This window comes from Mycolicibacterium wolinskyi (assembly GCF_002101965.1).
Lineage (GTDB): Bacteria > Actinomycetota > Actinomycetes > Mycobacteriales > Mycobacteriaceae > Mycobacterium > Mycobacterium wolinskyi.
Map to the genome: position 1 here is coordinate 87,718 of NZ_LQQA01000032.1, position 16,939 is coordinate 104,656.

Annotated in this window: 18 protein-coding genes; 15 read left to right on the top strand and 3 right to left on the bottom strand. The window is 66.3% G+C overall.

All coding sequences use genetic code 11. The features are described 5' to 3' along the window. Positions 1 to 258: 258 nt before the first annotated feature. Genes AWC31_RS29555 through AWC31_RS29575 form a run of 5 tightly spaced genes read left to right on the top strand, consistent with a single transcriptional unit; the run spans position 259 to position 5,290 of the window. Positions 259 to 1,626: a glutamine synthetase family protein gene (locus tag AWC31_RS29555; protein ID WP_085148018.1), complete on the top strand. Its 1,368-nt coding sequence runs from the start codon at positions 259 to 261 to the stop codon at positions 1,624 to 1,626. A gap of 28 nt (positions 1,627 to 1,654) precedes the next feature. Then, on the top strand, positions 1,655 to 2,362 hold the full coding sequence (locus AWC31_RS29560; protein WP_067852403.1) for a gamma-glutamyl-gamma-aminobutyrate hydrolase family protein: 708 nt from the start codon (positions 1,655 to 1,657) through the stop codon (positions 2,360 to 2,362). Beyond that, positions 2,359 to 3,726: an aldehyde dehydrogenase family protein gene (locus tag AWC31_RS29565; RefSeq protein ID WP_085148020.1), complete on the top strand. Its 1,368-nt coding sequence runs from the start codon at positions 2,359 to 2,361 to the stop codon at positions 3,724 to 3,726. Before AWC31_RS29560 ends, AWC31_RS29565 begins: the two co-directional genes overlap by 4 nt. Positions 3,727 to 3,739: 13 nt before the next feature. After that, positions 3,740 to 4,513 (top strand): 3-oxoacyl-ACP reductase, encoded by a 774-nt coding sequence (locus AWC31_RS29570; protein ID WP_085148022.1) that lies wholly within the window; start codon positions 3,740 to 3,742, stop codon positions 4,511 to 4,513. A gap of 42 nt (positions 4,514 to 4,555) precedes the next feature. Continuing rightward, positions 4,556 to 5,290, top strand: a complete 735-nt coding sequence (locus AWC31_RS29575) for a FadR/GntR family transcriptional regulator (protein ID WP_085148024.1) — start codon at positions 4,556 to 4,558, stop codon at positions 5,288 to 5,290. A gap of 13 nt (positions 5,291 to 5,303) precedes the next feature. Here AWC31_RS29575 and AWC31_RS29580 read toward each other — a convergent pair whose 3' ends face one another. After that, on the bottom strand, positions 5,304 to 6,068 hold the full coding sequence (locus tag AWC31_RS29580; RefSeq protein ID WP_085148027.1) for a 2,3-bisphosphoglycerate-dependent phosphoglycerate mutase: 765 nt from the start codon (positions 6,066 to 6,068) through the stop codon (positions 5,304 to 5,306). After that, a complete protein-coding gene (locus AWC31_RS29585) occupies positions 6,065 to 6,565 on the bottom strand; it encodes an RpiB/LacA/LacB family sugar-phosphate isomerase (RefSeq protein WP_234817037.1) in 501 nt (166 codons plus the stop codon). The genes AWC31_RS29580 and AWC31_RS29585 overlap by 4 nt, the downstream gene beginning before the upstream one ends. A gap of 115 nt (positions 6,566 to 6,680) precedes the next feature. Here AWC31_RS29585 and AWC31_RS29590 point away from each other — a divergent pair, with 115 nt between their 5' ends. Together AWC31_RS29590 and AWC31_RS29595 are read left to right on the top strand one after the other, a co-directional pair. Beyond that, positions 6,681 to 7,001 (top strand): 2Fe-2S iron-sulfur cluster-binding protein, encoded by a 321-nt coding sequence (locus AWC31_RS29590; RefSeq protein WP_085148029.1) that lies wholly within the window; start codon positions 6,681 to 6,683, stop codon positions 6,999 to 7,001. A 2-nt stretch (positions 7,002 to 7,003) separates the two neighbouring features. Continuing rightward, a complete protein-coding gene (locus tag AWC31_RS29595) occupies positions 7,004 to 8,248 on the top strand; it encodes an NAD(P)/FAD-dependent oxidoreductase (protein ID WP_110775338.1) in 1,245 nt (414 codons plus the stop codon). Here AWC31_RS29595 and AWC31_RS29600 read toward each other — a convergent pair. Beyond that, on the bottom strand, positions 8,245 to 9,165 hold the full coding sequence (locus AWC31_RS29600; protein WP_085148341.1) for an ABC transporter substrate-binding protein: 921 nt from the start codon (positions 9,163 to 9,165) through the stop codon (positions 8,245 to 8,247). The genes AWC31_RS29595 and AWC31_RS29600 overlap by 4 nt on opposite strands. A gap of 81 nt (positions 9,166 to 9,246) precedes the next feature. On the opposite strand from AWC31_RS29600, the gene AWC31_RS29605 reads away from it, so the two are divergent. The 8 genes from AWC31_RS29605 to AWC31_RS29640 all read left to right on the top strand — a co-directional run bounded on the left by AWC31_RS29605 (position 9,247) and on the right by AWC31_RS29640 (position 16,916). Further along, positions 9,247 to 10,371, top strand: a complete 1,125-nt coding sequence (locus AWC31_RS29605) for a zinc-dependent alcohol dehydrogenase (RefSeq protein WP_085148034.1) — start codon at positions 9,247 to 9,249, stop codon at positions 10,369 to 10,371. 2 nt (positions 10,372 to 10,373) lie between these two features. Continuing rightward, on the top strand, positions 10,374 to 11,066 hold the full coding sequence (locus tag AWC31_RS29610) for a 4-carboxy-4-hydroxy-2-oxoadipate aldolase/oxaloacetate decarboxylase (protein ID WP_085148037.1): 693 nt from the start codon (positions 10,374 to 10,376) through the stop codon (positions 11,064 to 11,066). Beyond that, positions 11,063 to 12,082 (top strand): amidohydrolase family protein, encoded by a 1,020-nt coding sequence (locus AWC31_RS29615; protein WP_085148040.1) that lies wholly within the window; start codon positions 11,063 to 11,065, stop codon positions 12,080 to 12,082. The genes AWC31_RS29610 and AWC31_RS29615 overlap by 4 nt, the downstream gene beginning before the upstream one ends. A gap of 3 nt (positions 12,083 to 12,085) precedes the next feature. Continuing rightward, positions 12,086 to 13,072 (top strand): substrate-binding domain-containing protein, encoded by a 987-nt coding sequence (locus AWC31_RS29620; RefSeq protein ID WP_085148344.1) that lies wholly within the window; start codon positions 12,086 to 12,088, stop codon positions 13,070 to 13,072. Between the two features lie 102 nt (positions 13,073 to 13,174). Then, complete coding sequence (locus AWC31_RS29625) at positions 13,175 to 14,278, top strand: ABC transporter substrate-binding protein (protein ID WP_085148043.1); 1,104 nt, start codon at positions 13,175 to 13,177, stop codon at positions 14,276 to 14,278. 42 nt (positions 14,279 to 14,320) lie between these two features. Beyond that, positions 14,321 to 15,388, top strand: coding sequence for a cupin domain-containing protein (locus tag AWC31_RS29630; protein WP_085148046.1), 1,068 nt, complete (start codon positions 14,321 to 14,323; stop codon positions 15,386 to 15,388). After that, positions 15,379 to 16,299, top strand: a complete 921-nt coding sequence (locus AWC31_RS29635; protein WP_085148049.1) for an AAA family ATPase — start codon at positions 15,379 to 15,381, stop codon at positions 16,297 to 16,299. Before AWC31_RS29630 ends, AWC31_RS29635 begins: the two co-directional genes overlap by 10 nt. Continuing rightward, positions 16,296 to 16,916, top strand: coding sequence for an isochorismatase family protein (locus AWC31_RS29640; RefSeq protein ID WP_085148052.1), 621 nt, complete (start codon positions 16,296 to 16,298; stop codon positions 16,914 to 16,916). The genes AWC31_RS29635 and AWC31_RS29640 overlap by 4 nt, the downstream gene beginning before the upstream one ends. The last annotated feature ends 23 nt before the right edge of the window (positions 16,917 to 16,939 follow it).

Sequence of the window (16,939 nt, forward strand, 5' to 3'; positions counted from 1 at the left end):
ACCTGCGGTATTTACCTGTTTAATCTGGCCTTTAAACCCCGCCTTTTCTCGGCGGGGCGCCGGTGCGCGATCCCGCCCGGCGGTTGGGGACACAGCTGAGCCCAATAGAGTGCTATTGGTTGGTAGTCAGACCTTTTGTGCGTGACATTCCCACGGATTCGAGGGACGATCTTCGAGTCCACGTGAATGCACACGGACGCAAAGGTCGGCTTTCCGTCGTGTTGGCCCGCCAGTTGTCTGTGGACAGAAAGGTGCGCAATGAGCCCGAACCCCGGCATGCTGGCGCAGGCTGACCTGGAGCAAATGGTGGCCGCGGGCGAGATCGACACGGTGATCGTCGCATTCTGCGACATGCAAGGCCGGCTGACCGGCAAGCGTGTGTCCGCGCGGCTGTTCGTCGAGGAGGTCGCCGCCCACGGCGCCGAGTGCTGCAACTACCTGTTGGCCGTGGACGTCGACATGAACACCGTCGACGGCTACGCGGTGTCGAGCTGGGAAACCGGCTACGGGGACATGGTCATGACGCCGGACTTCGCCACGTTGCGGTTGACCCCGTGGCTGCCCGGCACCGCGCTGGTGATGGCCGATCTGTCGTGGCTCGACGGCAACCCCGTGACGGTTGCGCCGCGCAGCATCCTCAATCGCCAGATCGACCGGCTCGCCGAGCGCGGCCTGGTGCCCTTCGTCGGGACCGAACTCGAGTTCATGGTGTTCGACAACACCTTCCGCGAAGCCTGGGCCAACGGCTACCGCGACCTGACGCCCGCCACCGATTACAACGTCGACTACGCGATGCTGGCGTCCACCCGGATGGAGCCGCTGTTGCGCGACATCCGCCTTGGCATGGAAGGCGCAGGCATGTACTGCGAGGGCGTCAAGGGGGAGTGCAACCGCGGCCAGCAGGAGATCGCGTTCCGGTACGACCACGCGCGCGTGACGTGCGACAACCACACGATCTACCGCAACGGCGCCAAGGAGATCGCCGACCAGCACGGCAAGAGCCTGACGTTCATGGCGAAATTCGATGAGCGCGAAGGCAACAGCTGCCACATCCACATCTCGCTGCGTGGCGAGGACGGTTCGGCGGTGTTCGCCGACGAATCCGCACCCCTCGGTATGTCGGCGATGTTCCGCAGCTTCATCGCCGGGCAGCTGGCCACGCTGCGGGAACTGACGTTGTTCTACGCCCCGAACATCAACTCCTACAAGCGATTCGTCGACGGCAGCTTCGCGCCCACAGCGGTGGCGTGGGGCATGGACAACCGCACCTGCGCGATGCGGGTGGTCGGCCACGGGCACGGTATGCGCGTCGAATGCCGGGCGCCAGGCGGCGACGTCAACCAATACCTCGCGGTTTCGGCGCTGATCGCCGGTGGCCTCTACGGTATCGAGCACGAGCTCGAATTGCCCGATGCGCTGCCAGGTAACGCCTATACCAGTGGCGCGCAGCGGCTTCCGACCACACTGGCCGAGGCGGCCGAGCTGTTCGAGAAATCCGAGGTGGCGCGTGCGGCGTTCGGCGACGACGTCGTCGAGCACTACCTCAACAATGCGCGGGTGGAACTGACGGCGTTCAACGCCGCTGTCACGGATTGGGAAAGGGTGCGCGGTTTTGAACGGCTCTGAGCGGGTCGGCGGTCGGCCGATTATCGGCATGACGACATATCTGCAGCAGGCACAGACCGGCGTCTGGGACGTTCGTGCCAGTTTCCTGCCGCAGATCTACTTCAACGGTGTCAACCTCGCCGGTGGCATCGCCCTTCTGCTGCCGCCGCAACCGGTCGACGACGAGGTCACGGACCGGGTCCTCGATCGCGTGGACGGGCTCGTGATCACCGGCGGCCCCGACGTCGATCCCGCCCGCTACGGACAGGCTCCGCACCCCAGCACCAACGAACCCGCACACGACCGCGACGAGTGGGAGTTCGCCCTCCTGGCAGGCGCACTGCGCCGCGGTATCCCGGTGCTCGGGGTCTGTCGCGGCGCCCAGGTGCTCAACACCGCGCTGGGCGGCACGTTGCACCAGCATCTGCCCGACGTCATCGGCCACACGCATCACCAGAAGGGCGACGCGATCTTCGGGACATCGGCGGTGCGGACGGTTCCCGGCACCAAGCTGGCGGAGCTGATCGGCGAGACATCCGACGCGCAGTGCTACCACCATCAGGCCATCGACCGCCTGGGTGACGGGCTGGTGGTCAGTGCGAGGGACACCGACGGCGTCATCGAGGCCGTCGAGCTGCCCGGTGACGGATTCGTGCTCGGCGTGCAATGGCACCCCGAGGAGCGCCTCGACGATCTGCGGCTCTTCACCGCGATCGTGGAGGCAGCCAAAGCGCATGCGACAGAAAGGGTGTCATGACAGCGAGCCAGGTGATCAACCCGGCGACCGAGGAAGTTCTGGCCAGCGTCGAGATGCTCGACGAGAGCGCCGTCGACGACGCGGTCGCGCGGGCCAGGGCGGCACAACGGAAGTGGGCCGCACAGGCTCCGGCCGAACGTGCCGCGGCCCTGCGGGCGTTCGCGGCGGCCGTCGACTCGCACATCGATGAGCTCGCCGCGCTGGAGGTCGCCAACTCCGGGCATCCGATCGGGCAGGCCGAGTGGGAGGCGGGCCACGTCCGCGACGTGCTGAACTTCTACAGCGCAACCCCGGAGCGGTTGTCGGGCAAGCAGATTCCGGTCGCGGGCGGGCTCGATGTCACGTTCAACGATCCGCTCGGCGTGGTCGGCGTCATCACGCCGTGGAACTTCCCGATGACGATCGCGGCCTGGGGCTTCGCGCCGGCGCTCGCCGCGGGCAACGCCGTCGTGCTCAAACCCGCCGAGTGGACGCCGCTGACGACGATCCGGTTGGGCGAGATCGCGGCCGAGTCAGGCCTGCCCGCCGACCTGTTCCAGGTGCTGCCCGGCAAGGGCTCGGTCGTCGGGGAGCGGTTCGTCAGCCATCCCGATATCCGCAAGGTCGTGTTCACCGGATCGACCGAGGTCGGCATGCGGGTGATGGCCGGCGCCGCGAAGCAGATCAAGCGGGTCACCCTCGAGCTCGGCGGCAAGAGCGCCAACATCGTGTTCGACGACTGCGATCTGGAGAAGGCGGCGGCCACCGCGCCTTACGGGGTGTTCGACAACGCCGGGCAGGACTGCTGTTCGCGCAGCCGGATCCTGGTGCAGCGCAACGTGTACGACCGTTTCATGGAGCTGCTCGAGCCGGCGGTCAAGGGCGTCGTGGTCGGCGACCCGGCCGTGCGCGACACCGAGATGGGACCACTCGTGTCGCGCCCGCACTGGGAATCGGTCTCGTCCTACGTCCCCGACGACGCCCCCGTCGCGTTCCGCGGCTCGGCGCCTGACGGACCCGGCTTCTGGTTCCCGCCAACCGTTCTGACGCCGCAGCGTACGGACCGCACCGTCACCGACGAGATCTTCGGCCCGGTGGTGACAGTCCTGCCGTTCGAGGACGAGGCCGACGCGATCGCCCTTGCCAACGACACTCCTTACGGGTTGTCCGGATCGATCTGGACCGACAATCTCTCTCGCGCGCTGCGGGTGTCGCGCGCGGTGGAATCCGGCAACCTCAGCGTCAACTCACATTCCTCGGTGCGCTACAACACCCCGTTCGGCGGCTTCAAGCAGTCCGGGCTGGGACGCGAGCTGGGCCCCGATGCCCCGCTGTCGTTCACCGAGACCAAGAACGTCTTCATCGCAGTCGAAGATTCGCAGTAGAGGAGCTGCTCACATGGACTTGACCCAACGTCTCGCCGGCAAGGTCGCCGTGATCACCGGTGGCGCCAGCGGTATCGGCCTGGCCACCGGCCGCCGGTTGCACGCCGAAGGCGCCACGATCGTGGTCGGCGACATCGATCCGACCACCGGCAAGGCCGCCGCCGACGAACTCGACGGTCTGTTCGTCCCCGTCGACGTGTCCGATCAGGCCGCCGTCGACAACCTGTTCGACACGGCCGCATCGACTTTCGGCAGCGTCGACATCGCGTTCAACAACGCCGGAATCTCCCCGCCCGAAGACGATCTGATCGAGAACACCGAGCTGCCGGCCTGGGAGCGGGTGCAGGACATCAACCTCAAGTCGGTGTACCTGTCCTGCCGGGCGGCGTTCCGGCACATGGTTCCCGCGGGCAAGGGATCGATCATCAACACCGCGTCCTTCGTGGCGGTCATGGGCTCGGCGACCTCGCAGATCTCCTACACCGCGTCCAAGGGCGGTGTGCTCGCGATGTCGCGTGAGCTCGGCGTGCAGTACGCGCGCCAGGGGATCCGGGTCAACGCGCTGTGCCCCGGGCCGGTCAACACCCCGCTGCTGCAGGAGCTCTTCGCCAAGGATCCGGAACGCGCCGCGCGCCGGCTCGTGCACATCCCGCTGGGCCGGTTCGCCGAGCCCGAGGAACTCGCCGCCGCCGTCGCCTTCCTGGCCAGTGACGACGCGTCGTTCATCACGGGCTCGACGTTCCTGGTCGACGGCGGCATCAGTTCCGCCTACGTGACACCCCTGTGACGGTGTGAGAGCGACGCCACTGTGATACCCCTTTAGGTCACGATGACCGCCGAACCGGATCCGCAGCCCGCATCAGCCGAAACGGCTGATGCCCTGCTGCGTCCGGTGCGGCTCGGGAACGCGTTCGAGGACACCGTCGGCCGCCTGCTGGAGACCATCCGGCTCGGCGTGCTGGCACCCGGCGAGTCGCTACCGCCGGAACGGGAACTCGCGACGCGCCTGGGCGTCAGCCGCGACACCGTGCGGGAGGCGATCAAGTCGCTCGCCGACGCCGGTTACCTGGTGTCGCGGCGAGGTCGTTACGGCGGCACCTTCCTGGCCGACGAACTGCCGCGCCACACCGCCGACACTCCCAGGCCGACGCGCGAGGAGATCGACGACGCACTGCGACTGCGCGAGATCCTCGAGGTCGGTGCGGCCCGGATGGCGGCCAGGCGCACGCTCAGTGCGGCCGAGCGCGACGGCCTGTGGTCGCGGCTGGCCGATGTGCGCGGCGCCGATCCCGACGACTACCGACGACTCGATTCCCGCCTGCACCTGGCCATCGCGGAGGCCGCCGGATCACCATCCCTGGTGCCGCTGGTCGCCGAGAACCGGATGCGGCTCAACGCGCTGCTCGACCAGATTCCGCTGTTGCCACGCAACATCGCGCACTCCGACGAACAGCACGAGGCGATCGTCATCGCGATCCTCGCCGGCGACGCCGACGGCGCGGCGACGGCCATGCTGGCCCATGTCGCGGGGTCGGCCGCGCTGCTCCACGGCTTCCTGGACTGATCCCTTCGCGGGGTCAGCGGGTGCCCTGGGCGATGACTTCGGCAATGCCGGCCGTCGCTCGCGCCGGGTCGAGATAGACGCCTCCGGGCACCAACGGCGTCAGATCCCCGTCCAGGTCGTAGCGCAACGGCACGCCGGTGGGGATGTGTAGCGAGCGCACCCGGTCGGGGGTGAGGCCGTCCAGATGCGTGCACAACGCGCGCAGCGAGTTGCCATGAGCGACAACGAGTGTGACGTGGCCGGCCATCAGATCTGCCGCGATCGCGTCCTGCCAGTACGGCACCAGCCTTCTGCGCACCGCCGCCAGCGACTCTGCGGCGGGAAGTTCGTTCGGCGGCAGGGCGGCGTACCGGGCATCGTGGCGCGGATGAGCGGGATCGCCCGGCGCCATCGCGGGCGGAGTGAGGTGGTACGAGCGGCGCCAGTCGTTGAACAGCTCGGTGCCGAACTCCCTGCGGACGCTACTACGCCGCCGGCCCTGCAGCACACCGTAATGGCGTTCGTTGAGGCGCCAGCTTCGACGTATCGGTGTGGTGGTCGGCTCCAGCTCGTCCAATGCGATCGTTGCGGTGTCGATCGCGCGCATGAGCACGGACGTGTGCACGGCCGTCGGACGTAGTCCGGCCTCCCGTATCAACCGGCCCGCCGCGGCAGCCTGGTCACGGCCGCGGTTCGTCAGTGGAAAATCAAGCCAGCCCCCGAACACGTCGTCGGCATTGGCCGTGCTCTCGCAGTGCCTCAGCAACAGCAGCACACGCGAAACTCGCAGCTTCGTCATGCTCGGCTCGTCCTCACCTGTTGGAGTTCGCGGGTCTCCATTGCGCTGATCTGGTCGAGCCGCAACTGGTGACGTCCACCCTTGAAGCGGGTGGTCAGCCAGACGTCGAGAATGCGCTCGGCGAGGTCGGGTGCCACCACTTTGGCGCCCATCACGAGGACGTTGGCATCGTTGTGGGCCCGGGCGATCTCGGCCGTGAACACGCAGTGGCACAACACGGCCCGTACGCCGCGAACCTTGTTGGCCGCGATCTGCTCGCCGCAGCCGCTGCCGCCAAGGACGACGCCGAAGTCATGCGAACCATCGACCACCACCGCTCCGACGTCCGCGCACAGCGGTGGGTAGTCGGCCGTCTCGGCGGCGTCGTGCACCCCGCGATCGTCGACGTGGTGGCCGCGTTCGGTCAGCCAGGTGGTCAGCCGCGACTTCATCGCGACGGCATTGTGGTCGGCTGCGATCGCGATGCGCATCTTCGCCTCGGTTCCCTCGGTTCGCATCAGTAGAGTAGTGGCCTGATGGTAACACCATAAGACGTCGGCGGTACCGCTTGAGGAAACGTCTGAGCTCAATTAAGGTAGAATGGTAATACCATAATGAGTGTCAGGAGTTCGCATGCCGAAGGTCGTCTTCATCACGCTCGACGGGGCGTCGCGCATCGTGGATGCCCAGGCGGGGGAATCCGTCATGGCCGCGGCCGTTCGCAACGGGATTCCGGGCATCATCGGTGAATGTGGCGGTAACTGCAGCTGCGCCACGTGCCATGTCTACGTCGATGACGAGTTCGTCTCCGCCGTCGGGTCCGTGGGCGACATGGAAGACGACCTGCTCGACCTCGGTGTCGCCGACCGCCGTGCGGGCAGCCGGTTGTCGTGCCAGATCCAGGTGACCGAGGACCTCGATGGTCTCACCGTGCGCATGCCCGAGGAGCAGTGAGCATGCATGCGGGCACGCTCGTGGTCGGCGCCAGTCAAGCCGGGCTGCAGCTCGCGGTGTCGCTTCGCGAATCGGGAGAGACCGGCCCGATCACGCTGATCGGCGAAGAACCGCACGCGCCCTATCAGCGTCCGCCTTTGTCGAAGGCGTATCTGCTGGGCGGGACGGAGTTCTCGCAACTGTGGCTGCGTACCTCGGAATTTCTGGACAGTTGTGACATCACGCTCCTCACAGGGGAACGGATCGACAGTGTCGAGCTGAATTCCGACGGCCCGTCGGGGTGGGCACGTACGGCCAAGGGGCGCGTGCTGACCTTCGACCGGTTGGCCCTGACCGTCGGGGCGCGACCACGCCGCCTCGAGGTGCCCGGCGCCGACCTTGGTGGCGTCACCTATCTGCGTACCGCGGCCGATGCGGCCGAACTGCGAGAACTGCAGTCGGAGGCGGAATCCGTGGTGGTGATCGGCGGCGGTTTCATCGGTCTCGAGGCCGCCGCGGTCGCCCGCGCTCAGGGGAAAGCCGTGACCGTCGTGGAAGCGGCGGACCGGCTCATCGGACGCGCCGTGGCGCCCGTCGTGTCGGAGTTCTATCGCGGTGCGCACATCCGGCGTGGTGTGGACATCCGGCTCGGCACCCAGGTGAGATGGCTCGCCGGCAAGAACGGCCGGGTCCAGGCGGTCGAATTGGCAGATGGCACTTGGATTCCCGCCGACTGTGTGATCGTCGGCATCGGCGTCGTCCCACGCACGAAACTGGCCAGGCAGCTGGAACTGCATTGCGAAGGCGGCATCGTGGTCGATCGTTACGCCCGCACGAGCAACCCGAACGTGGTGGCGGCCGGGGACTGCACCGTGCAGCCCAACCCCGTCACCGGTAGCGGCAGAGTGCGGCTCGAATCGGTGCAGAACGCGATCAGCCAGGCCAAGACGGCCGCCGCAACGCTGTCCGGGAGATGTGAACCCAACGCGGGTGTGCCGTGGTTCTGGTCCGATCAGTACGACCTCAAACTCCAGATCGCCGGTCTGTCAGCCGGTCATGACCGGTACGTGGTGCGCGGTGACATCGACGGCGAGTCGTTCGCGGTGCTGTACTACCGAGACGATGCGCTGCTGGCCGTCGATGCGGTGAATGCCCCTCGTGACTACATGGCCGTGCGAAAAGCACTCACTCAGGGCTCGACGATCCCCGCCGAGTCGGCGGCCGACAGCGCCATCGCGTTGCGCGATCTCGTCGCGGCGCGGGCCTAGCCCGTGAACACCTCGTCGATGTCGACCGGCTTCGTGAGGATCCGCTGTGCCAGCGCGAAATCGATGAGCTGCTCGAGCATCGCGCGGTTGGCTTCGAGGCCATAGGGGAGCGGATCGGTGCCGGTGATCTCGAGCACCCGGGCGTACATCCGGTCGGCGTCCGAGGTGATCTCACCGTCCCGCAGCCGCGTCACATACTGTTGTTTCGCCTCGGTGAACGCGTCGATCAAGGCCGGTGCCACATCCGGATACCGCTGCAGGACTTCGTCTTTCACCACGACCAGATGGTTGATCGGGTAGAAGGCATGGTCGCGCAAGGACTCGGCCGCGGCATCGTCGGGTTCGCTGATGAGGGGCGCTACGTCCGGATGGTCCACATCGACGCCGATCACGGCATCGAGTTCACCGCGGATGAGCATGTCGCGCAGGTGGGTTCCCGGAGGCGCCGGCACGACGTTGGCGGGCGGCACATAGGTCTCGACGTGCTCGTCGCCGGACAGCACCCACGTGACCCGGTCGAGGTCGACGCCGTACTGCGCGGCGAGGATTCCGCGCGCCCACACCCCGGTGGTCACCGTATAACCGCGGTTCACACCCACCCTCCGCCCCTCGAGGTCCTTGGGTTCGCGAATCGACGAGCGGGTGTTGTACCGAATCGCGCCATGATGGAATCCGCGCACGAGGAATATCGGCAGTGCGGTGAAGGCCACCCCGTGTTCACGGGCGGTCAGGTAGGTGGTCAGCGCCATCTCGCTGACATCGAACTCGAGATTGCGCACCATCCGGCGGAACCCGTGGACCAGGACCGGGATTTCGGTGAACAGCAACGAGAATCCGGCCGGCGACACCGAACCGTTCTTGAGTGCTTCGTTTGCGCCCTGGGTGCGGGTGAGCGTGGTCAATACCGGTTCAGACATGTCACTTCCGTCTCTGGTGATCGCGAACACTGCGGTGGTACATTGGCATGACCATAATGCCATAGAGTCAAGAGGTGATAGATGGTCGATCAGGTTCTGGCCGCCATACGAACCGCGCCGGGTACCACCGAATTACGCGAACTCGCCATGCCGGAGTTGTCTGACGATGCCGCCCTGCTGAAGGTCGAGGTGGCGGGCATCTGCGGCACCGACGTGAAGATGTATGCGAAGCCGCCGTTCGACGCCCCGGTGATCATGGGACACGAGAACGTGGGGACCATCGCGGTCGCCGGTGACAAGTTCAAGCAGTTGCACGGTGTCGCGGAGGGCGACCGCGTGTTCGTCGAGCACTATGTGGGCTGTTACAACTGCGAATGGTGCCGTATCGGCGAATACCGGCACTGCGAAGCGACCGACTGGCGCACCAACGTCGACGCTCGCCGCTACGGCTATACCTCCGCGGAGAATCCCGGCACACTCTGGGGCGGATTCTCCGAGTACATGTATCTGCCGTGGAATGCGGTGCTGCACAAGGTTCCGCACGGCGTCAGCGCGGAGCTCGCCGGACTCGTGACGCCGTTGTCGAACGGGATCGAGTGGGCGTTGCTGGCCGCGGGCGTCGGATACGCCGACACGGTGCTGATCCAGGGACCCGGCCAGCAGGGGCTTTCGCAGGTCGTGGCATGCAAACAGGCCGGCGCATCGAAAATCCTCATCAGCGGCACGAGTCGGGACAAGGCCCGCCTTGACCTGGCCCGCGATCTCGGTGCCGACGACGTGATCGACGTCGAGCAGGGCAGCCCGCGCGAGCAGGTGATGGACCTGACCGGCGGGCGCGGGGTCGACTTCGTGCTCGACTGCACGTCGCGGGCAGGCGTCGGCCCGGTCCTCCTCGGCATCGACGTCCTCAAGCGTCGCGAGGGCACGCTGCTGATCCAGGGCGAGCTCGCGGCATTCCCGGACTTCCCGATCAAGTTGCTCACCGAGAAGGCCATCACCATCAAGAGTGCCCGGGGCCACAGCTATCGGGCGTGTGAACTGGCATTGCAGCAACTCGCGTCCGGCCGGTTCCCGCTCGAGCGTTTGTCCACTCACCGGTTCGGCCTGGACCAGGTCGACTACGCGATCCGTGCGTTGGCGGGCGAGACCGACGAGCGCGACGTCATCCACATCTCGCTGATGCCGTGGCTGGGAAGGGAGTACTGACCGTGTCGACCGTCATTCGGAATGTGCCCAAGGTCGAACCCGACGTCCGGGACGGCCTGGGGGAGTACGGCGTGGCCACGATCCATGAAGCGCAGGGCCGCACCGGGCTGGTCGCGCCGTATATGACGCCGATCTACGTCGGAGCCCGGGTCTGCGGAACCGCGGTGACGGTGAGTGTGCCGCCCGATGACAACTGGATGCTGCACGTCGCCGTCGAGCAGTGCGGCGATGGCGACGTGCTCGTGGTCGCACCCGAATCACCCTCGGAATACGGATATTTCGGCGAATTGCTGGCGACGAGTCTCGCCGCCCGCGGAGTACGCGGGTTGGTGATCGACGCGGGATGCCGTGACGTCGCCGAGCTCGCGGCGATGAAGTTCCCGGTGTGGTCCAAATGCGTATCGGCTCAAGGGACGGTCAAGAAACGGCTCGGCTCGGTCAACGTCGCGGTGACATGTGCCGGTGCTGCCGTCGAACCCGGCGATGTCGTGGTGGGTGATGACGACGGCGTCGTGATCGTGCCTCGTGGACAGGCGGCGTCGGTGTTGGCGGCAGCCAGGGCCAGGGAAGAAAAAGAGACCCGCTCGCGTGAGCGTTATCAGCGCGGCGAGCTGTTCCTCGACATGCACCACGGCATGCGCGGCGACCTGGAACGGCTCGGCCTGCGATACGTCGACTACGGAGACGGCGCGTGATCATCGACATCCACGGCCACTACACCACTGCTCCGCCGCAGCAGCAGATGTTCCGGGATGCGCAGTTGGCGGCGCTGGCCGACGCCGGCCTGCCCGCACCGCGGCGGGTTCGGATCCACGACGACGACATCCGCGAGAGCGTCGAGAACAACCAACTGCGCGTGCTGCGGGAACGTGGCGGCGATTTCATGCTGTTCTCGCCCAAGGCATCCGGGATGGAACACCACATCGACGACCAGCCGACGGCGAATGCGTGGGCGAGTGCCTCCAACGATCTGGTGCACCGGGTCACCGAACTCTTCCCGGAGTCGTTCGCCGGGGTCGCGCAACTGCCGCAGACCCCTGGCGGCGACCTCGCACCCGTGATCGGAGAGCTGCGACGCTGTGTCGAGGATCTGGGTTTTGTCGGCTGCAATGTGAATCCGGACGCCGCTGCCGGATACTGGACGACGCCGCCGATGACCGACGAGTACTGGTATCCGCTCTACGAGGCGATGGCTGAGCTGGAAGTACCCGCGATGCTTCATGTCTCGACATCGTGCAACCCGAACTTCCACACGCTCGGCGCGCACTACCTGAATGCCGACACCAGCGTGTTCATGCAGTTCGTGCAGGGTGACCTGTTCGACCGGTTCCCGACGCTCAAGTTCGTCATACCGCACGGTGGCGGCGCGGTGCCCTACCACTGGGGCCGCTATCGGGGCCTGGCGATGCGACAGGGCCGGCCCGACCCGGGCGAGCTGCTGCGCAACGTGTTCTTCGATACCTGCGTGTATCACCAGCCGGGAATCGACCTGCTCCACAAGGTGATTCCGGTCGACAACATCCTGTTCGCGTCGGAGATGCTCGGCGCCGTGCGGGGCGTTGATCCGCACACCGGTGTGGCATGGGACGACACGCTCGCCTACATCGACAACCTCGACCTGCCCGTCGAGGACCGCCACGCGGTGGTCGAGGGCAACGCTCGCCGGGTGTACCCACGACTCGACCGGCGGCTGGCCGCCACGAAAGGTTGAATGATGGCCCGTCTACCCCTGACGTTCGCCTGCGGCGACTACGACCGGACCAGAGCGCTCGAGGACGGCAGCGTGCGCGCCGACGGTATCGAGCTGACGTATCTGCGTCTTCCGGTCGAGGAGACGTTCTTCCGGATGCTGCGACACCAGGAGTTCGACGTCGCCGAGATGTCGCTGTCGACCTATGTCGCGACACTGGACCGCGATCCGAGACCATTCGTGGCGCTGCCCGTGTTCACCTCCCGGATGTTCCGGCACGGCGGTATCTACATCAACGCCGACGCGGGCATCTCAGCGCCATCGGACTTGCGCGGCAAGCGGGTCGGGGCCCCGGAATTCCAACTCACCGCAGGCGTCTGGATCAGGGGGATCCTGGCCGAACATCATGGTGTGCCGATAGATTCGGTGACCTACTACACCGGTGGCCAGGAGTCACCGGGCCGTGTCGAGAAGGGCAAGGTCGACACGGGCCTCGACATCCGCCCCATACCGGCGGGCGCCACGCTGGCGCAGATGCTGGCCGGCGGCGAGATCGACGCCTTGCACACGCCGCGGGTGCCCAGCCCGTTCCGGGACCGCGATCCGCGCGTCAAGCGGTTGTTCGCCGACGTGGTGGCCGCCGAGAAGGAGTACTTCGCGGCCACCGGAATCTTCCCGATCATGCATGTCGTCGTGATTCGGCGGGACGTCTACGAACGGCATCGCTGGGTGGCGCAGTCGCTGTACAAGGCGTTTCTGGCCGCTCGTGACGACGCATACGGCCGCATCTACGACTCGTCGGCTCTGCGATTCATGGAGCCGTGGTTGATCCAGCATCTCGAAGACGCACGCCGGCTCCTCGGACCCGACTACTGGTCCTACGGGCTGGCGGACAACGAGAAGACCCTCTACGTGTTCCTGCGCTATCACCACGATCAGGGGCTGTCCCGAACGCGCTATGCCCCCGTCGATCTGTTCGCACCGGAGACATCGGAAGCGTTCGTCATCTGAGAAGTGAGGGGCTTCACAACCGGTTGTCAGCATGATAGAAATCACACTAATGGTCTGAGTGTCAGTCCATTGACTTCATCCCCAGCCCCGAGGAGTGAGCCCGTGAAGAAGCAACTGGCCGGCTGCCTGCTAGCGGCCGTGACGTTGGCGGTCGCGGCCTGCGGCGGAAGCCCGACGGCGAGCAACGGCGCCTCGTCCGCGCCGGAAGCGACAGCAGCTCAACAGGTCTACGACCAGATCAACGGCCTGTCCGGCGACGAGCGGAGTCAGACCCTGCTCGAACTCGCCAAGAAGGACGGCCAGCTCTCGCTGTATACGTCCAACACCGACATGGACGACGTCGTCAAGGCATTCGAGGACAAGTACGGGTTGCATGTCGAGACCTATCGGGCCAACTCCGAGACCGTCCTGCAGCGTGTGCTGCAGGAGTCGAGTGCGCAGTACCAGGGCGCCGACATCGTCGAGACGAACGCGGGCGAACTCAATGCGATGGGCGAGCAGCAACTGCTCTACCCCTACCGGGGCGAGTTGCGCGAGAAGGTGCGGCCGGAAGGGCGCAAGGACGGTTGGACCGCCGACCGATTCAACGCCTTCGTGATCGGCTGGAACACCAACGGGGTGCCAGCCGGCACCGAGCCCAAGTCGCTGATGGAACTGGCTGGGCCGCAATGGAAAGGGCGCGTCGGACTGGAGATCGGCGACTACGACTGGTTCGCCGCGATGTACCAGTACTACCAGTCGCAAGGCATGTCCGACGCCGACATCACGAACTTCTTCCATCAGCTGGCGGGCAATTCGAAGATCTCCAAGGGCCACACCGTGATGGGTGAGCTTCTGGCCGCAGGCCAGTTCGATGTCGCGGCGTCGGTCTACTCGCACACGGTCGACAACGCGGCCGCGAAGGGGGCCTCCGTCGCGTGGAAGACGAACGGCAAGCCGGTCGAACCGGTTGTCCTGCGGCCCAACGGCGCCGGACTGTTGAAGTCCGCCAAGCACCCCGCCGCCGCGATGCTGTTCCTCGACTTTCTGCTCACCGACGGTCAACAGGCCATCGCGGGTGCCAACCGGATCGGCGCGATCCCGACGGCCGACGACCCGCTGGCCGGGGTCTCGACGGTCGTCGTCCCCGAGCAGGAACTGCTCGACAACCCGCGCAAATGGAGCGACGCCTACAAGGCAGTGACCGATGCCGGCGGGCAGGCCTGACCGCGCCGTAATCGATTCGACCGCAATTCAGGAAAGGACAACATGGCCTCGCGTACGACCACCAAGGTGACGCACTACCACGTGCAGAAGAAACGGCGTGCCGATTTCATCGAAGAATGGCGCGGCTACCAGAAGACCGTCGTCGCGCTCGAGGACGTGACGATGGCGCAGACCGCACGCGGCACCCGGGTCGGCGTGTACGTCGGCGCCGACGGAGACCGGCCGACCCGCTCGATGGACGCACTGGCGCACGAGATCGACCCGGGCGTCGTGTCAACGATCCACCGGCATTCGTGGGACGCGATGGTGCTGGTCGTGGCCGGACAGGGCTGGACCGAGATCGACGGCGAGCGAATCGATTGGGGGCCGGGCGATTCCATCCACATCCCGGCCTGGGCCTGGCACCGGTCTGGTAACGACGGCGATGGCACGGCGCGGTATCTCACGTTCTCCAGCGAGCCGTTGCTGGAGACCATGGGCATGTCGATGATCGAAGACGCCGGGCACACGCCGGTGAGCGAGTTGCCGGGCAGGCCCGACTTCTCGGCCGCCGTCACCGGCGACGATCCCTACGCGCGCCGCGTGCGCCGGTTGGCCGCCGATCAACATGCCCGACGGTCGGGACGGTTGCACACGAGCTGGGACGAACTCGAACTGCTGCCGACGCCGCGCGGCACGCGCACGACGTTCCTCCTCGATCGGGCAATCGGGTACCAGGCATCCGGGATATCGATGGCGATGTTCGAAATAGGTCCTGGCCGTGGACAATCGATGCACCGGCACGCCGGTGAGGCATGGCTGTACGTTCTCGAGGGGTCGGGTCACAGTTATCTGGGTACCGAGCCAGAGGGCGGTACGAATTATCCGTGGAAGAAGGGCGCCCTCATCGTCGTCGACCATTTCTTGTGGCACCAGCATTTCAACGACGACCCTCAGAACACCGCCAAGGTCGTCCGCATCCATATGTTCGACAGCCTGCTCGACACCATGCGGGTCCTGATGGATCCGATGGTGCTGTTCGAGGAGCCGCCGGAGCACATCCGCGATGCGCAGGCCGGTGATCCCACGACGGTCGACTGGCCAGAGGTCACCAGGCCGACATGGCCGTGACGCCGGCTGCGTTGCCGCCCGGAGTGCTGTCCGTCCACGCGCTACCGGCGGACCACCACGACGGTCCGTGGGACCACATCATCACGGCCGACGGCGTCAAGGACCGGTTGCTCAACCATGCTCTGCTGACGCTGTTGCACGGCCCGGCGCTGGGAACCCTCGCCGGGCTGCCACACGGTCTGATCATCCTCGCGGGCCCGCCGGGCACCGGCAAGACCACGCTGGCTCGCGGGCTCGCCCAGACGGCAGCGCGCGCGGTGGCTGGGCGGGGTGCGACCACCTATGTCGAGATCGACCCGCATGCGTTTCCGTCGGAGTTGCTGGGGGAGAGCCAGCGCAACATAACGACGTTGATGACCGGCACGATCCCGGAGCTGGCCGCTCGGCGCCCGCACACCATCGTGCTCGTCGACGAGGTGGAGAGCTTCGCGGTGCGCCGCTCCGCCGCCTCGTTCGGTTCCAATCCCGTTGACGTGCACCGAGCGACCGACGCGTTGCTGGCCGGTATCGACGCAGTGGCGGCCGACCTGCCGAGGGTGTTGTTCGTGGCGACGACGAACTTCACCGAAGCGGTCGATGAGGCGTTCCTGTCGCGGGCAGACCTGGTGCTGGAGCTGTCGCTGCCGGACACCGCCACGATCGCCGCGATCATCCGGCACAGTTTGCTCGAGCTGGCCGTACTGTGGCCCGGCATCGCGCCGTTGACCGGTGACGACGGATTACATGCCCGGCTCGCCGATGTCTGGGCGGGCCTCGACGGGCGACGCGTGCGCAAGCTCGTGCTGTCCGCGCTCACCCTGCGTCGTGAGGTGGTCCGTGATCCGAACACACTGACCGCCGATGACCTGCTGGCCGCCGTCAACGTGGTCACGCCGGATCCGGCTTCACTTCGGGAGCTCGAATTGCGATGATTCACTACGATTTCCGCAGCACCGGCCTGGTCGTGTTCGACATGCTCGAGGCTTATCGAGAGCCGATCGAGGCGGCCGGCTCGCTGGGCCCCACCACGAGACTGATCGGGGCGTGCCGGAGTGTCGGTGTTCCCATCTTCTACGCGCGGGCCGACCATCGCGGTGACGGTGCGGATTTCGCGCGGACGATAGCCGACACCGACAGTCACTTCCGGCCATGGGGAGCCGACAATCCGTACCGGACCTTACCGCCGTACGGTTCGGGGGATCCCGAGCTGGCGGTCTTGTCCGAGATCGCGCCACGTCCTGGGGATTACGACATTCCGAAACACCGTTGGTCTGCGTTTCACGGCACGCATCTGGAGTTGTCGTTGCGCAGCCGAGACATCGACACCATCCTGTTGGTCGGCGGTTCGGTGCATGTCGGGATCGCCTCGACCGTCTACGGTGCGCGTGACATGGACTTCCAGATCACCGTCATTCCCGAGTGCTGTCACGGTTTCGCCGAGCAGCGGGCGTTCTTCATGGAGAAGGTGTTCCCGCGGATGTGCAACGTCCGCGCGGTGGACGAGGTCATCGCCGGGCTGACGCCGAGGTTCGCGGCGATCCGGAGGTGACGGCCATGGACAAGCGTTGTGAC

Excerpts from the sequence above, each read along its gene's own strand:
- AWC31_RS29555 (WP_085148018.1), top strand. The coding sequence starts at position 259 with ATGAGCCCGAACCCCGGCATGCTGGCGCAGGCTGACCTGGAGCAAATG.
- AWC31_RS29560 (WP_067852403.1), top strand. The coding sequence starts at position 1,655 with ATGACGACATATCTGCAGCAGGCACAGACCGGCGTCTGGGACGTTCGT.
- AWC31_RS29565 (WP_085148020.1), top strand. The coding sequence starts at position 2,359 with ATGACAGCGAGCCAGGTGATCAACCCGGCGACCGAGGAAGTTCTGGCC.
- AWC31_RS29570 (WP_085148022.1), top strand. The coding sequence starts at position 3,740 with ATGGACTTGACCCAACGTCTCGCCGGCAAGGTCGCCGTGATCACCGGT.
- AWC31_RS29575 (WP_085148024.1), top strand. The coding sequence starts at position 4,556 with ATGACCGCCGAACCGGATCCGCAGCCCGCATCAGCCGAAACGGCTGAT.
- AWC31_RS29580 (WP_085148027.1), bottom strand. The coding sequence starts at position 6,068 with ATGACGAAGCTGCGAGTTTCGCGTGTGCTGCTGTTGCTGAGGCACTGC.
- AWC31_RS29585 (WP_234817037.1), bottom strand. The coding sequence starts at position 6,565 with ATGCGAACCGAGGGAACCGAGGCGAAGATGCGCATCGCGATCGCAGCC.
- AWC31_RS29590 (WP_085148029.1), top strand. The coding sequence starts at position 6,681 with ATGCCGAAGGTCGTCTTCATCACGCTCGACGGGGCGTCGCGCATCGTG.
- AWC31_RS29595 (WP_110775338.1), top strand. The coding sequence starts at position 7,004 with ATGCATGCGGGCACGCTCGTGGTCGGCGCCAGTCAAGCCGGGCTGCAG.
- AWC31_RS29600 (WP_085148341.1), bottom strand. The coding sequence starts at position 9,165 with ATGTCTGAACCGGTATTGACCACGCTCACCCGCACCCAGGGCGCAAAC.
- AWC31_RS29605 (WP_085148034.1), top strand. The coding sequence starts at position 9,247 with ATGGTCGATCAGGTTCTGGCCGCCATACGAACCGCGCCGGGTACCACC.
- AWC31_RS29620 (WP_085148344.1), top strand. The coding sequence starts at position 12,086 with ATGGCCCGTCTACCCCTGACGTTCGCCTGCGGCGACTACGACCGGACC.
- AWC31_RS29630 (WP_085148046.1), top strand. The coding sequence starts at position 14,321 with ATGGCCTCGCGTACGACCACCAAGGTGACGCACTACCACGTGCAGAAG.
- AWC31_RS29635 (WP_085148049.1), top strand. The coding sequence starts at position 15,379 with ATGGCCGTGACGCCGGCTGCGTTGCCGCCCGGAGTGCTGTCCGTCCAC.
- AWC31_RS29640 (WP_085148052.1), top strand. The coding sequence starts at position 16,296 with ATGATTCACTACGATTTCCGCAGCACCGGCCTGGTCGTGTTCGACATG.